This is a genomic window from Austwickia sp., from assembly GCA_016699675.1.
Lineage (GTDB): Bacteria > Actinomycetota > Actinomycetes > Actinomycetales > Dermatophilaceae > Austwickia.
The window spans coordinates 515,553-529,044 of sequence record CP064985.1 but is presented as its reverse complement, the minus strand read 5'-3'; the positions used below and the strand labels follow the sequence as shown (position 1 = coordinate 529,044).

The following is a 13,492-nucleotide window of genomic DNA, read 5'->3' as shown; positions in this document are numbered from 1 at the left end:
GTGAGTCTCCCCGCCTCCGCCTCGGCACCCGGCGTACCGATCGTCGTCCTCGTCTCCGGATCCGGCACCAACCTCCAGGCCTTGCTCGACGCGGCCACGGACCCGGCGTACGGCGTCCGCATCGTCGCCGTCGGCGCCGACCGGGACGGCATCGAGGGGCTGGCGCGGGCGCACCGCGCGGGCGTGCCCACCTTCGTGTGTCGCGTCGGCGACCGCCCGGATCGCGGGGCATGGGACGCGGCCCTGGCGGCGGCCGTTGCCGCCTACGACCCCGCCCTCGTCGTCGGGGCCGGCTTCATGAAGATTCTCGGGCCGGCGTTCCTGGACCGCTTCGGCGGCCGGGTGGTCAACACGCACCCGGCGCTCCTGCCGAGCTTCCCGGGGGCGCACGGGGTGCGGGACGCGATGGCGTACGGCGTGCGGGTGACCGGATGCACCTGCCACCTCGTCGACGCCGGCGTCGACACGGGCCCGATCATCGCGCAGCGCGCCGTGGAGGTCCGTGACGACGACACCGAGGAGTCGCTGCACGAGCGGATCAAGGTGGGGGAGCGGGAGATGCTCGTCGAGTGCGTGGGCCGGATGGCGCGGGAGGGGTACGTCGTGTGCGGGCGCCACGTCCGCCTCGGCGCCGCGGGCGGATAGGCTCGGAGCACACGACTGGCGTAGGTGGGCCACCACCGGGGAGTGACGTCGTGGGCATCGTCCGCCTGGGTGCCCACCCGCCACCGGCGGGTGCTCAGCCGACGCGCTCGCCCTCGGACCCCTCAGGAGTGCTCCATGACCACCCCACCGGCCGCACCCGTCGCCCCTGCCGCCGAGGACCGCCGCCCGATCCGCCGCGCCCTGGTCAGCGTCTACGACAAGTCCGGCCTGGACGAGTTGGCTCGAGCCCTGGACCTCGCGGGCGTTGAGATCGTCTCCACCGGGGGCTCGGCGGCGATGATCGCCGGCCTCGGCATCCCCGTGACGAGAGTGGAGGAACTCACCGGCTTCCCCGAGTGCCTGGAGGGGCGCGTCAAGACGCTGCACCCCAGGGTGCACGCAGGGATCCTCGCCGACACGCGCAAGCCTGACCATCTCGTTCAGCTTGAGGACCTCGGGGTGGCGCCCTTCGAGCTCGTCGTGTGCAACCTGTACCCGTTCGGCGAGACCGTCGCCTCGGGCGCCGGTCCGGATGAGTGCGTCGAGCAGATCGACATCGGCGGGCCCTCGATGGTGCGCGCGGCGGCCAAAAACCACCCGAGCGTGGCGATCCTCACCGCGCCGGCGCAGTACGGCGACGCGGTGGCCGCGTTGGCCGAGGGCGGCTTCACGCTGGCGCAACGCCAGCGGCTCGCGGCGGAGGCGTTCGCGCACACCGCGACGTACGACATCGCGGTCGCCTCCTGGATGGGCAGCGTGCGCACCGACACCTCCGGGGGCGACGGCTTCCCCGCGTGGGTGGGCGGCAGCTACACCAAGCTCACGACCCTGCGCTACGGCGAGAACCCGCATCAGGCGGCGGCCCTGTACGCCGCGGCCAACGGCGCCCCCGGCCTCGGCCAGGCCCGCCAGCTGCACGGCAAGGAGATGAGCTACAACAACTACCTCGACGCGGACGCCGCCGTCCGCGCCGCCTACGACCACGGCGACGCCCCCACCTGCGCGATCATCAAGCACGCCAACCCGTGCGGGATCGCCGTGGCCGGGCGCGGCGAGGACATCGCCGTCGCGCATCGCAAGGCGCACGAATGCGACCCGCTGAGCGCTTTCGGCGGGGTGATCGCCACCAACCGCGAGGTGAGCGTGGCGATGGCCGAGACCGTCAAGGACATCTTCACCGAAGTGGTGGTGGCTCCGTCGTACGAGCCCGCGGCATTGGAGATCCTGTCCGCCAAGAAGAACATCCGCCTGCTCGTCTGCGAGCCGCCGACCCGCGGCGGGGTCGAGACCCGCTCGATCGCCGGCGGGCTGCTCATGCAGCGTCGGGACACCCTGGACGCGGTGGTCCCCGAAAACCCGGACGACAAGCCGACCGCGGGGCACGGGGACGACTTCGCCCGCTGGACGCTCGTGGCCGGGGAGCCCGCCGACGAGGCCACCGCGGCGGACCTGCAGTTCGCGTGGCGGGCGGTGCGCGCGACCAAGTCGAACGCGATCCTGCTGGCCCGCGACGGCGCCTCCGTCGGCGTCGGGATGGGGCAGGTCAACCGGGTCGACTCCTGCAAGCTGGCCGTGGCCCGGGCCGGCGAGGAGCGCGCCCGCGGGGCCGTGGCCAGCTCGGATGCCTTCTTCCCGTTCAGTGACGGACCGCAGATCCTCGTCGACGCGGGGGTCCGCGCGATCGTCGCGCCCGGCGGCTCGATCCGGGACCCGGAGACCATCGAGCTGTGCCAGTTGCGAGGGGTGACCCTCTACTTCACGGGTACCCGCCATTTCGCCCACTGACATGCGGCCGGCCCGGGGATCCGCTCTCGTCGCGGCGCTCGCCGTGTTCGTCGGCGGCATCCTCATGGCCGCCCAGTCCCGCGCGAACGGCACGCTGGCGACGGTGCTCGGCGACCCGGTGGTCACCGGCATCTGGAGCATCGGGTCGGGTTGGCTCCTCATGCTGCCGGCGTTCCTGGCCCCCGGCCCGCGGCGGGTGATGGGCGCGCTTCATGCGGCGTACCGCTCCGGCGTCCTGTCCTGGTGGATGTTCCTCGGCGGCCTGGCGGGGGGTCTCCTGGTGACGATGCAGGGCTACGCCGTACCGCTGGCCGGCGTCGCCCTCGTGCTCGTCTGCCTCGTCGCGGGCCAGACGAGCAGCGCGCTGGCCGTCGACCAGTCCGGCATCGCGCCCGGCGGCGCCAAGCCGATCAGTCGCGCCCGCGTCGCCGCGGCCGCGCTGACCCTCGTCGGCGTGCTCGTGGCGGTCGGCCCGAAGGTCGGCGCGGGCGGGGTGCACTTCGTGCTGCCCGCGCTCGCCGCGCTCGCGGTGGGCACGCTCCTTGCCGTGCAGACGGCGACGAATGGGCGGGTCAACGTCGTGGGCGGAAACCCGCTGGTCACCACGTGGATCAACTTCACTTGGGGACTGGTCGTCGTGGTTGTGGCGTGGCTCGTGCGCGCCGCCGCGGGCAACGCGGCGCTGCCCCGGTCGTACGACGCCCCGTGGTGGGCCTGGACGGGCGGCCTCCTCGGGCTGACCTACGTGGGGATCAACGCGGTCGCCGTACGCCGGGTGGGGGTGCTGCTCGTGATGCTACTGGGGGTCGCCGGCCAGCTCGGCGGTGCGCTCGTCCTCGACCTGGCCAACCCCGTGACCCGGGGCACCGTGACCGCATCCACGGTGCTGGGCGTGCTGGTGACGATGGCCGCGGCGATGGGCTCCGCCCTGGCGGCGCGACGGTCCTGAACGCCCGTTAATCCCGATCTCTCCCGGGCGAAGGTCCCGGTCGTCGCGGCCGATGAGCAGGTGGAGTGAGAGGGGTGAACCTGCCGTGGCCTGGCCCGTACCGGCGACCGCGTCGACCAACGCGGCTCGCCTCGCCGTACCCCTCCTGCCGCGTACCGCCCTCCTGATCCTGCTGGGGGTCGGCACGGCCCTGTTCGGCTGGGTCGGCTTCCTCCTCATCGATCCCAACGACGGCCTGTCCGACTTCTGGGGGGTGGACGGGGCGTTCTACCTCGCCTACGCGATCGGCGTCTCGGCCGGCCCGGGCGGGCGTCGACGCGGGGTGGTGCTCCATGTCGCGTGCGCCGCGGCGGGCTTCCTGGCCGGGGGAACCCTGGCCGGGGTCGAGCCGGGCCGGCTGCTGGCCATGATTCCGGGGAACGTGGCGGCCGGACTCGCCTTCGCGCTGGTCTATCAGCGCGGTGGAGGCACGGCCTCCTGGGTGCCGCGCACGGCGGAGGAGTCCGCCCGGCTCATCGCCGCCATCGCGCCCGGGCCCATCATCGGCGTCCTCCTCGGGGCCTATCCGGCGACCGGGTGGGGCGGCTCGGCCGACATCCACACCAGCTTGTGGGCCTTGGCGCGCCAGTTCAGCTCCCTCGCGGTCGCGGCCCACTGCATGATTCCGCTGCTCTTCCAGGCCCCGACGAGCCTGCTGCGCTTCCCGCGGCTGCGCTGGCTGCCGGTGTACGCCCTCGCCGCCGCCATAGGGCTCCTCGGGCAGCCCTTGCTGATGGACCTGCCCCTGTCCTGGCTGATCATCCTGCCCGCCGCCCTGGCGGGCCTGCTCTTCACGGTCCGCAGCGCCGGTCTCATGGCCTTCGCCCTGATCATGCTGTACGTCGTGATTCCGTACCCGGAGGGGGCGGTGGAGGTCCAGCGCGGCCCGGTCAGCCCCGAGATCCTGGCCGACTTCATGCTGGGGTTCGTCAGCCACGTGGCGGCGACCGTCGCGGTCTTCCGGGAACACTTGGCGCACCTGCGGGCGGAGGCCGCCGCCCGGGTTCGGGCGGAGAGCGCCCAGCACGAGCTCCTTGACGGGGTGATCCAATCGATCACCCACGGGCTGCTGCTCACCGACGGCGACGGGCGCGTGGCTATGTCCAACGCCGCCGTCTCCGCCCTGGTGGGCGAGGCCATTCCCGACCAGGTGACCCAGGAGTGGGCGCGCGGCGCGCAGCTACAGTCGGCCGACGTCCGGCGGATCGTCGGCTCTCCCAATTGGGTCTCGATGCTGCGGCCCCCACCGGGGGAGGCGATCCGCACCGAGGTGGCCGTCGGCTCGGCGGCCACCGAGACCCGCCGGGTCAGCGTCAGCAGCCAGGCCCTGACGATCGGCCCGGACCGCCTCAGCCTCATTCTGATCCGCGACATCACCCGCGCGCACGCGCGGCAACAGGAACTCGAGGCGTTCGCCGGCACGGTCGCCCACGACCTCAAGGGTCCGCTCACGGCCCTGGCGGGCTGGATGGAGGCGGCGGCCGACGAGTTTGAGGAGGGCGACGCGGCGAGCGGCCAGCGCCTGCTCTCCCGGGCCCGCGACGCCGTCTTCCGGATGCAGACCCTCATCGACGACTACCTCGCGTACGCCGTCAGTCGCGGCGGCGTGCTGACCCTCACGGAGGTGCCGCTGGCCGTCGTCGTGCGCGAGATCGTTGACGTGTACGCCGCTGCCGGCGAGCACCTCGGCGCGACCTTCGACATCGACACGCCGCACGTGCTGCATGCCGACGCGGCGCTGACCCGGCAGTTGATGGCCAACATCATCGGCAACGGCGTGAAGTACGCCCGCGACGGGGAGGCCGCCCACCTGCGCATCAGCAGCCTCGACGAGGCGCCGGGCTGGGCCGAGGTGCAGGTGGCCGACCGCGGACGGGGCCTGCAGCCCGGTGACGAGGACCGGATCTTCCTGGCGTTCAGCCGCAGCGACAAGGACGCCACCGCGGTGGCGGGTGTCGGGCTGGGACTCGCCCTCTGTCACGCCATCGTCACCCGCCACGGCGGGCGGATCTCCGCCGAGAACAACGCCTGGGGCGGGGCGACCTTCCGGTTCACGATGCCCACGGTGGGGACGGTCGAGGCATGACCTGGCCGGTCAAGGGGATCCCTGCGGCGCCGGCGGCCCAGGTGGACCGCGCTTCCGTCGTCGCCCTGGCTCTGCTGTACGCCGGGGGCGTCGCCGGCGGCCTGACCGTCGGTCCCGAATCCCCGTTGATCGAGTTTGGGATTCTGCCGGTGGTCGCGGTCGGCGTGCTCAGCCTGCTCTGGCCCGGGCAGGAGGAGGGGCGAGGGCCGGCCGTCGGACGCCGCCCCTTCGCTGCCGCCATCGCCTGGTTGCTGCTCTCGCCGGCGCCGGTCGCGGCGGCCATGCCCGGGTTCAGCGTGTCGGACGGGCTGCGGATCGGCCTCGTCGTCACCGCGGTGACCCTCGCGACCCTCGTGGCCTACCGCCGCCTCGGATCGGGCTGCTGGTTCCCCCGGGAGATCCGCGATGTCCTCCTCCTCGCTTTCCTGCTCGTCCTTGGCGGCGCGGCGTCCATCGCGCTGGGGGGACTGCCGGGCACCTCGTTGGGGGGGACGGGGACCTTCCAACTGGATGTGGCGCTGCTCGTGCGGTACGACGTCAACGCCATCTCCGGCACGCTGGCGGTCCTGTCGTTGTGGCACTACCCCCGGCCCCAGCACAGCACGCGCCGGCTGGCGCAGTTCCTGCCGGTCCTGGTGCCGCTCAGCGTCGGCTGCCTGACGCTGCCCTACCTCTACCCGCACTATCCGATCGCGTGGCTCGTCTTCCTCCCCGCCATGTGGACCGGGCTGACCCTGACGCCCCGCAGCGTGGGCATCGCGGCGATCGTCATCCCGATCGGACCGGCGATCGTCGCCCGAACGGAGTTCTCTCAGCTCTCCAGGGACGACTGGCTGCCCGCCCAGCTGGTCATGGAGCTGCTGCTGGCCGTCTCGATCGTCCTCGCCTTCGTCATCATCGTCCTTCGCGAGGCCACGGCCCGGGTCATCGTGGGCAACGCGGCGGCCGCGGAGGCGGAGGCCGCGCAGAACGCGCTGCTGCACAAGGTCATCGAGTCGATCGAGGACGGCGTCCTGCTGGTCGACGCGGTCGGGCGCATCGTCATGTCCAATCCCGCCGCCCGGACGCTCCTCGGGCCGGGGATGGGCGCGCCGGGCGCCAGCTTGAGTCGCCCCGAGGCCGACCGCGAGATGGCCGAGCTCGTCGCCGCCTCGTTGCGGGAGCTGTTGGCCGCACCGAGCGACGGACCGGTGCGCACCGAACTCCGGATGACCACGGGCGACCGGCAGCACCGCGTATACGCCCTCGCCGCCCGTCCCCTGTCGGACAGCGCCGGGCGGCTGCACATCGTGGTCATCTCGGACATCACCGCCGAGCACGACCGGCGCAGCCAGCTGGAATCGTTCGCCGGGGCGGTGGCCCACGACCTGAAGAATCCGCTGGCGTCGCTCGCGCTGTGGATGGACGTGGCGGACGATGAGGCGCAGGACGACGTCGACCGCGGGCGCGAGGCGCTCGAACAGGCCCGCGAGGTGGGCCTGCGGATGCGGGACCTCATCGACGACTACCTCGCCTACACGGTGACCCGGGAGGGGACCCTGCGTCCCGCGCCGGTCGACCTCGCCGCCCTGGCCGGCGAGGTGGCCATGCTCTTCCGTGCGGACGAGAGCCTGGCGACGGTCCTCATCGACGCCCCGGAGGTCGTTCGCGCCGACCCGGCGCTGGTGCGCCAGCTCCTGTCGAATCTCATCGGGAACAGCGTCAAATACCGTCGGCCGGGCGAGCCCGCCCACGTCGCGCTGTCCGCCGGTCCCGACGACGAGCCCGGTTGGATCCGCGTGTCGGTCGCGGACCGGGGGATCGGGATCGCGCCCGCGGAGCGGGATCGGGTCTTCGAGCCGTTCTCGCGCGGCTCGGTCCGCAGCGCCTCGGGACCCGCCGGGACGGGGCTGGGGCTGGCGCTGTGTCAGGCCATCGTGGTCCGGCACGGCGGGCGCATCGTCGCCACCGGCAACGACTGGGGCGGCACGACAATCACCTTCACCCTGCCCGAGGCGCACGCCACGGTCGCGGCCTAGAGGCCGGCGTCGCGCACGATCGGGGTGAGGATCGAATACCGCTCGACGCCGAGGCTCGCCAACCGGCGCAGCATGACCTCGAGCTCGGCCGGGCTGAAGCGCAGGGCAAGGGCCTCCAGCAGCAGCACCTCGGCGACGGTGGCTCCGGCCACCCAGCCGACCTCCACCCGAGGCCGAGCCCAGGTCACCGGGGCCTCGTCGGGACCGCCGCGCCACACGCCCACCGTGTAGGGCAGCCCGGTCCGCTCCGCGATGGTCCAGGTCCGCTCCCCGATCGTGGCGCGAAGCCGCCGCGGCCCGTGCCCGGCCGTCAGGCCGCCCACCAGGCGCAGGCGCAGGTCGTCCTCGCCGAGGCTGATGCCGCACGGCGCGTCGAGACGGCTGGCGCGGTGGGCGCCGAGCGCGTCCACCGCCCCCAGGAGCCCGCGGCGCGCCCGACGTACCGCCACCTGCCCCACCGGGCGATGGTCCACGGACAGGATCCGGGCGTCGGGGTCGGCCCCCGCGCAGACCTCCACCTCGTGCCGGTGCAGGCGGTAGCGGTGCAGGGTCAGGGTGCCACCGGGGCAGCCGCCGGCGCGCCACCGATCCAACGCCCGGTGGTCGACGAGCTGCCGGCGCGCGGCCTGGCCCCCGCGGCCCAGGCTCGTCTCCAAGATCGGCAGCACGCTGACATCGTAGGGGCGGCCGAGTGCACCGGGTCCCGCCGCGGGCCGCGCCCGGGCACCTCCGCAACGGTGGCAGGATCGGGGTATGAGCGCCCAGATTCTCGACGGCAAGGCCACCCTCGCGACGATCAAACAGGAGCTGGCCGCGCGCGTGGCGGCCCTCGCCGCCGCGGGAGCCACCTCGGGCCTGGGGACGATCCTCGTGGGGGACGACCCGGCGAGTCGCTGGTACGTCGGGGCCAAGCACCGCGACTGCGCCGAGGTCGGCATCACGAGCATCCAGCGGGAGCTGCCCGCCACCGCGACGCAACGCGAGGCCGAGGACGTCATCGACGAGCTCAACGCGGACTCGACCTGCTCGGGCTTCCTCGTCCAGCAGCCCACGGGGCTCGACGAATTCGCGTTGTTGTCGCGGGTCGACCCCGCCAAGGACATCGACGGGCTGCATCCGCACAACCTGGGCTGCCTGGTGTTGGGGAAGCCGGCGCCGCTGCCGTGTACGCCGTACGGGATCGTGGAGCTGCTGCGCCGGTACGACGTGCCGATCAACGGCGCCGACGTGGTCGTGCTGGGCCGCGGGTTGACGGTGGGCCGCCCACTCGGCCTGCTCCTGACCCGCAAGTCGGAGAACGCCACGGTCACGCTGTGCCACACCGGTACTCGCGATCTCGCCGCGCACGTGCGCCGCGCGGACATCGTGGTCGCGGCGGCCGGCGTGCCCGGCATCGTCACCGCCGACATGGTCAAGCCCGGCGCCGCCCTCCTCGACGTCGGGGTCTCCCGCGTCGACGGCAAGGTCGCCGGGGACGTGGCGCCCGACTGCGCCGCGGTCGCCGGCTGGATCGCCCCCAACCCGGGGGGAGTGGGGCCGATGACGCGGGCGATGCTGCTGCGCAATGTGGTCGACGCGGCCGAGCGGCGGGCCGGACTCGCCTGAGGGCGGCCCGGACGCGCGATGAGCACAGGCACGAGCACCGGGCCGGGAGCCGTCGGCCTCGCGGTTCGGCAATCACAGGGGTCGGGGGTCCCTCGGTGACGGGGGAGCGGCCGCACCGGCACGTGCTGGGCGCCTGGTGGGCACCCGCCGGGGTGGTGACGGCGGGGTTTCTCGTCGTGCTCGTCGGCAACCGCGCGCTGGTCGGCGGTCTCGTGATGGGCGCGGGTTTCCTGCTCGCGGCCCTCTTGCGGCTGGTGCTGCCCGAGGACCGGGCCGGGGGGCTGGTGGTCCGCTCGCGGGCGCTGGACCTGCTCGCGCTGCTCGGCCTCGCGGTCGCCGTGGTCGTCGCGTTCGCCCTCGTGGACTGGGCCTCCCGCGGCTAGCCTCAGGCACCCAAGCCCGACGGAAGCGCCGGTTCCCGACGGAAGCGCTCGCTGCAGCGGGTGTTTCCGTCGGCAGCCGGTGCGTACGAAGGCAGCGGGTGCGCTGACGTGGGCGCGCCCCGTCGGGCACGCGTGCGGGGCCGCCACCCGAGCCCGGGTGGCGGCCCCTCTCGAGCCGGGGACGGCGCTTACTTGATGAGCCCGAGCTCCTTGACCGCGTCGCGCTCTTCGACGAGCTCGGCGACGGAGGCGTCGATCTTGCCGCGGCTGAACGGGTCGATCTCCAGGCCCTGGACGATCTCCCAGTCACCGTTCTTGGTGGTGACGGGGAAGGAGCTGATGATGCCCTCGGGTACGCCGTACGAGCCGTCCGACACGACCGCCATCGAGAGCCAGTCGCCCTTGGGGGAGCCCTGCAGCCAGTCGCGGGCCGCGTCGATGGTGGCGCTCGCCGCGGAGGCCGCCGAGGAGGCGCCGCGCGCCTCGATGATCGCCGCGCCGCGCTTGGCGACGGTGGGGATGAAGTCGTTCTCGTACCAGGACTGGTCGCCCACGGCCTCGTAGGCGTTCTTGCCGCCGACCTCGGCGTGGAAGAGGTCCGGGTACTGCGTCGCGGAGTGGTTGCCCCAGATCGTCATCTTGGTGATCTCGGTGACCGGTACGCCGAGCTTAGCGGAGAGCTGGCTGATGGCCCGGTTGTGGTCCAGGCGGGTCAGCGCGGAGAACCGCTCCTTGGGGATGTCGGGGGCGTTGCTCATCGCGATGAGGGCGTTGGTGTTGGCCGGGTTGCCGGTGACGCCGATGCGGATGTCGCTGGCCGCGTGGTCGTTCAGGGCCTTGCCCTGGCCGGTGAAGATCGCGCCGTTCGCGGAGAGCAGGTCGCCGCGCTCCATGCCCTTGGTGCGGGGACGGGCGCCGACGAGGAGGGCGAGGTTCGCGCCGTCGAAGATGACGTTGGGGTCGTCGCCGATCTCGACGCCGGCCAGCGTCGGGAAGGCGCAGTCGTTGAGCTCCATGACGGTGCCCTCGAGCGCCTTGAGGGCCGGCGTGATCTCCAGGAGACGCAGCTCGACGGGCTGGTCGGCCCCGAGCAGCGCGCCACTCGCGATGCGGAACAGGAGGCTGTAGCCGATCTGACCGGCGGCGCCGGTCACGGCGACCTTGACGGGGGACTTGCTCACGGATCTCCGCCCTTCGGATGAGAGAACTCTGGATGCTTGCGAACCTACCAGCGTACGCGGACCGAACGGCCGGGCCGAGCAGGCCAGAACGACGGTCGTACAGCGTGCGCGGCGGGCGGATCGCCAGCGCTCGCGCGCGTGGAACTCGGAGTCAGGTGGGGTCGGCGGTGAGGCGGTTGGTGGCGGTGAGGACGGTCAGGGTGGGGAAGGTCGTGGTCTGGGTGGAGCTGCCGGGCAGGGGCTGCCAGGGGCCGCCGTCGATGCGGTAGTCGGCCGTGATGACGGTGGTGGCTGTCGGGCTCAGGGTGCCGGCGCGGCGGTAGGTGTGGGTGATGTCGCCGGTGGGGTAGGGGCCGCCGGTGCTGGTGGTGGGGCCGTGGGTTGCGCCGTCGCCGTAGTCGTACCGGTGACCTCCGGTCTTGAGGCGCAGGTCGACCGCGTGGCCGAGCATGGTCAGGGATCTGGTCTGGCCCGGGCGGTAGCCCTGGTCCGGCCAGGTCAGGGCGAAGTACGTGGGCAGGTTGACCAGGGTTCGTCCGCCGACGGGTTGGGAGCTGCCGATCGGGGTGGCGAACGGGGTCTCGGCGAACGCCCGTTGGATGTCGGCCAGCGTCAGGGTGGCGACTGGGGTGGTGGCGGCGGGGTAGTCACTAGGGATGCAGGTTTGACCCGTGGGGGTCCATGTGGTGGTCCCGACGGCTCGGGAGTACACGTTCGACAACGGTCCCGGGCCGAGCCCGGCCTTGGTGCAGGCCAGGACCGCGGACTGGCACGAGTTTTCGTCGTTGTTGGGACCACCACCGCCGGGTCCGCACACCGGCACGACGCGATACTCGGTCGTCGGCTGGGCGACGTCTCCTGCACTCTGCGGCCCGGTTGGTCGGGGCGGCGGAGGCTGCGGGCCGCGACTCTGCTCGCCGGTGAGAATGACCGCTCCCGGCGCCACCTGACCTGAGAAGGCCGAGTCCGGGGGAGCTGGCGGCGGTGGGGCGAAGGGGGCGGTTGTGAGAATCGTGGCGGCGAGCCACAGCGCGGTGGTGTTCACCGCGATGCGGTGGGTGCGACTTGGCTCTGGAAATCGGCCACAAGCCATTGGTCGCCGTTCCATGCGAGACCAAACTTGATCAAAACATCGGCACCCTTGGGTCGCGTGGTGGGTGGGGCGCTCCCCGACGTGACGCCTACCGGATTAGTCGTGACCCGGGCTGCCAGAGCAACGTGTTTCTCTGGCCCCGCGCTGGTGCTGTCGAGGTCAGGCATGGTGACGTCGAGGACGCGGTAGTAGAGGTCTTGCCAGCGGATGCGTTGATCCACGCCCTCGTCAATGTGCCGGGCCACCTGGAGGCATTCTTGGCACTCGGGTAGATAGAGCTTGCTGAGCTGCCCTTTGGCAGGATCCATCAACAGCCGCCCGACCGCCTCGATGTAGTAACGCGCGAAGGCCTGGGCGCCGGCGTTCGTGTGCTGCTTGGCGGCGGCCGGTATGTTGGCCAACACGTCGAATCCGGTGGTCGAACCGCTGCTGCTGACCAGCGACGTGGCGTCCGCGGTGGGGAGAACCACGACGGAGGCGGCGCTGGTGGCCGGCCGGGTGGGGGCATCAGCGCCGGGCGCCCCGGAGCAGGCCGCCAGCGGGCTGGCGCCCAGCACGCCGACGGCCAGCGTGGCGGCGAGGCGTCCGGCGTACCGTCGCCCAACCCCGCGCGAATCAACGGTGAACCGTCTCCCGGCGTACCTGCTCATGATCGCCCCCCACGTCCCGCACCAAGGCTCGATTCTGCCGCAGGCAGGCCCGGCTCGGGGACGCTTGGCGATCCCCCTGTGGAGCGCTGACCAGCGCACTTGTGCCGCAACGGGGTTCACGCAGCGCCCCCACACGGGGGCGCGCAACGGCCGCGCCCCCGTGTGGGGACGCGGCCGCTGCGTACGTCGGGTGCGGCGAGGACTCAGGCGTGAACGCGCGCCTCGCCCTCGATGTCGACGGTCTTGCGCTCGCCGGTCAGGGCGGCGTACGCCGCGCCGGCGATCGCCGCGCCGATGATCGGCGCGACCCAGAAGAGCCACTGCTGGGCCACGGCGTCGCCGCCCTGGAAGAAGGCGACGGCGGTACTGCGGGCCGGGTTGACGGAGGTGTTGGTCACCGGGATGGAGATGAGGTGGATCAGCGTCAGGCCGAGGCCGATCGCGATGGGGGCGAAGCCCTTCGGGGCCCGCCCGTCGGTCGAGCCGAGGATGATGAACAGGAAGAACGCGGTGCAGATGACCTCGACGAGGAAGCAGGCCACCAGCCCGTACCCGTTCGGGGATCCGGCGTCGTAACCGTTGGCGGCGAAGCCCTCGGACGCCTTGAAGCCGGGGCGGCCGGAGGCGATGGCATAGAGCGCGCCACCGGCGACGAGACCGGCGATCACCTGGGTGATGATGTACGCCGGGACGTCCTTCATGGGGAAGCGCTTGGCGACCGCGCAGCCGATGGTCACGGCGGGGTTGAAGTGTCCGCCAGAGATGTGGCCGAGGGCGTACGCGGCGGTCAGCACGGTCAGACCGAACGCGAGCGCGACACCGGCGAAGCCGATGCCCATGTTGACGGGGCTCGGGTCCTTGGACAGCACGTGCGCGGCGAAGATCGCCGAGCCGCAGCCGCCGAAGACGAGCCAGAAGGTACCGAGGGCCTCAGCGGCCAACCGGTGGGGCAGTGCAGGAGTCTGCATGAGGGAGGAAGTCCTTCACGTGGTGCGGGTGACCCCCGAGGGCGACGGTGCCGTTCGACTGCGGGGTCCTTAGCCCGGAGATTTCACGGC

At 72.5% G+C, this 13,492-nt stretch carries 12 protein-coding genes; 7 read left to right on the top strand and 5 right to left on the bottom strand.

Annotated features, from left to right (window positions below):
* The 5 genes from IPK37_02410 (at nt 1) to IPK37_02390 (ending at nt 7,522) form a co-directional block, all read left to right on the top strand.
* Nucleotides 1–645 (top strand): phosphoribosylglycinamide formyltransferase, encoded by a 645-nt coding sequence (locus IPK37_02410; GenBank protein QQS01345.1) that lies wholly within the window; start codon nt 1–3, stop codon nt 643–645.
* 135 nt (nt 646–780) lie between these two features.
* Complete coding sequence (purH, locus tag IPK37_02405) at nt 781–2,430, top strand: bifunctional phosphoribosylaminoimidazolecarboxamide formyltransferase/IMP cyclohydrolase (protein QQS01344.1); 1,650 nt, start codon at nt 781–783, stop codon at nt 2,428–2,430.
* 1 nt (nt 2,431) lies between these two features.
* Nucleotides 2,432–3,379 carry a DMT family transporter gene (locus IPK37_02400; protein ID QQS01343.1) on the top strand — a complete coding sequence of 316 codons (948 nt, stop codon included), beginning with the start codon at nt 2,432–2,434 and terminating at the stop codon, nt 3,377–3,379.
* 85 nt (nt 3,380–3,464) lie between these two features.
* Nucleotides 3,465–5,504 carry a hypothetical protein gene (locus IPK37_02395; GenBank protein QQS01342.1) on the top strand — a complete coding sequence of 680 codons (2,040 nt, stop codon included), beginning with the start codon at nt 3,465–3,467 and terminating at the stop codon, nt 5,502–5,504.
* Nucleotides 5,501–7,522 (top strand): PAS domain-containing sensor histidine kinase, encoded by a 2,022-nt coding sequence (locus IPK37_02390; protein ID QQS01341.1) that lies wholly within the window; start codon nt 5,501–5,503, stop codon nt 7,520–7,522. The genes IPK37_02395 and IPK37_02390 overlap by 4 nt, the downstream gene beginning before the upstream one ends.
* Here the strand turns inward: IPK37_02390 and IPK37_02385 are convergent.
* Nucleotides 7,519–8,190, bottom strand: a complete 672-nt coding sequence (locus IPK37_02385) for a hypothetical protein (protein QQS01340.1) — start codon at nt 8,188–8,190, stop codon at nt 7,519–7,521. The genes IPK37_02390 and IPK37_02385 overlap by 4 nt on opposite strands.
* Nucleotides 8,191–8,275: 85 nt before the next feature.
* Between IPK37_02385 and IPK37_02380 the strand changes: the two genes are divergently transcribed.
* On the top strand, nt 8,276–9,127 hold the full coding sequence (locus tag IPK37_02380; GenBank protein ID QQS01339.1) for a bifunctional methylenetetrahydrofolate dehydrogenase/methenyltetrahydrofolate cyclohydrolase: 852 nt from the start codon (nt 8,276–8,278) through the stop codon (nt 9,125–9,127).
* 95 nt (nt 9,128–9,222) lie between these two features.
* Nucleotides 9,223–9,510 carry a DUF3017 domain-containing protein gene (locus IPK37_02375; GenBank protein ID QQS01338.1) on the top strand — a complete coding sequence of 96 codons (288 nt, stop codon included), beginning with the start codon at nt 9,223–9,225 and terminating at the stop codon, nt 9,508–9,510.
* Nucleotides 9,511–9,698: 188 nt separating this feature from the next.
* Here the strand turns inward: IPK37_02375 and IPK37_02370 are convergent, their stop codons facing one another.
* The 4 genes from IPK37_02370 to aqpZ form a co-directional block, all read right to left on the bottom strand.
* Entirely contained in the window at nt 9,699–10,691 is a 993-nt protein-coding gene (locus IPK37_02370; protein ID QQS01337.1) for a malate dehydrogenase, read from the bottom strand.
* A gap of 151 nt (nt 10,692–10,842) precedes the next feature.
* Nucleotides 10,843–11,514, bottom strand: a complete 672-nt coding sequence (locus IPK37_02365; GenBank protein QQS01336.1) for a hypothetical protein — start codon at nt 11,512–11,514, stop codon at nt 10,843–10,845.
* A 218-nt stretch (nt 11,515–11,732) separates the two neighbouring features.
* Nucleotides 11,733–12,434: a hypothetical protein gene (locus IPK37_02360; GenBank protein ID QQS01335.1), complete on the bottom strand. Its 702-nt coding sequence runs from the start codon at nt 12,432–12,434 to the stop codon at nt 11,733–11,735.
* 203 nt (nt 12,435–12,637) lie between these two features.
* A complete protein-coding gene (gene aqpZ, locus IPK37_02355; GenBank protein ID QQS01334.1) occupies nt 12,638–13,402 on the bottom strand; it encodes an aquaporin Z in 765 nt (254 codons plus the stop codon).
* Between the last annotated feature and the right edge of the window lie 90 nt (nt 13,403–13,492).

What these genes read in the sequence shown, in the direction of transcription:
- purH (QQS01344.1), top strand. Translation starts at nt 781, where the DNA reads ATGACCACCCCACCGGCCGCACCCGTCGCCCCTGCCGCCGAGGACCGC.
- IPK37_02400 (QQS01343.1), top strand. Translation starts at nt 2,432, where the DNA reads ATGCGGCCGGCCCGGGGATCCGCTCTCGTCGCGGCGCTCGCCGTGTTC.
- IPK37_02390 (QQS01341.1), top strand. Translation starts at nt 5,501, where the DNA reads ATGACCTGGCCGGTCAAGGGGATCCCTGCGGCGCCGGCGGCCCAGGTG.
- IPK37_02380 (QQS01339.1), top strand. Translation starts at nt 8,276, where the DNA reads ATGAGCGCCCAGATTCTCGACGGCAAGGCCACCCTCGCGACGATCAAA.
- IPK37_02360 (QQS01335.1), bottom strand. Translation starts at nt 12,434, where the DNA reads ATGAGCAGGTACGCCGGGAGACGGTTCACCGTTGATTCGCGCGGGGTT.
- aqpZ (QQS01334.1), bottom strand. Translation starts at nt 13,402, where the DNA reads ATGCAGACTCCTGCACTGCCCCACCGGTTGGCCGCTGAGGCCCTCGGT.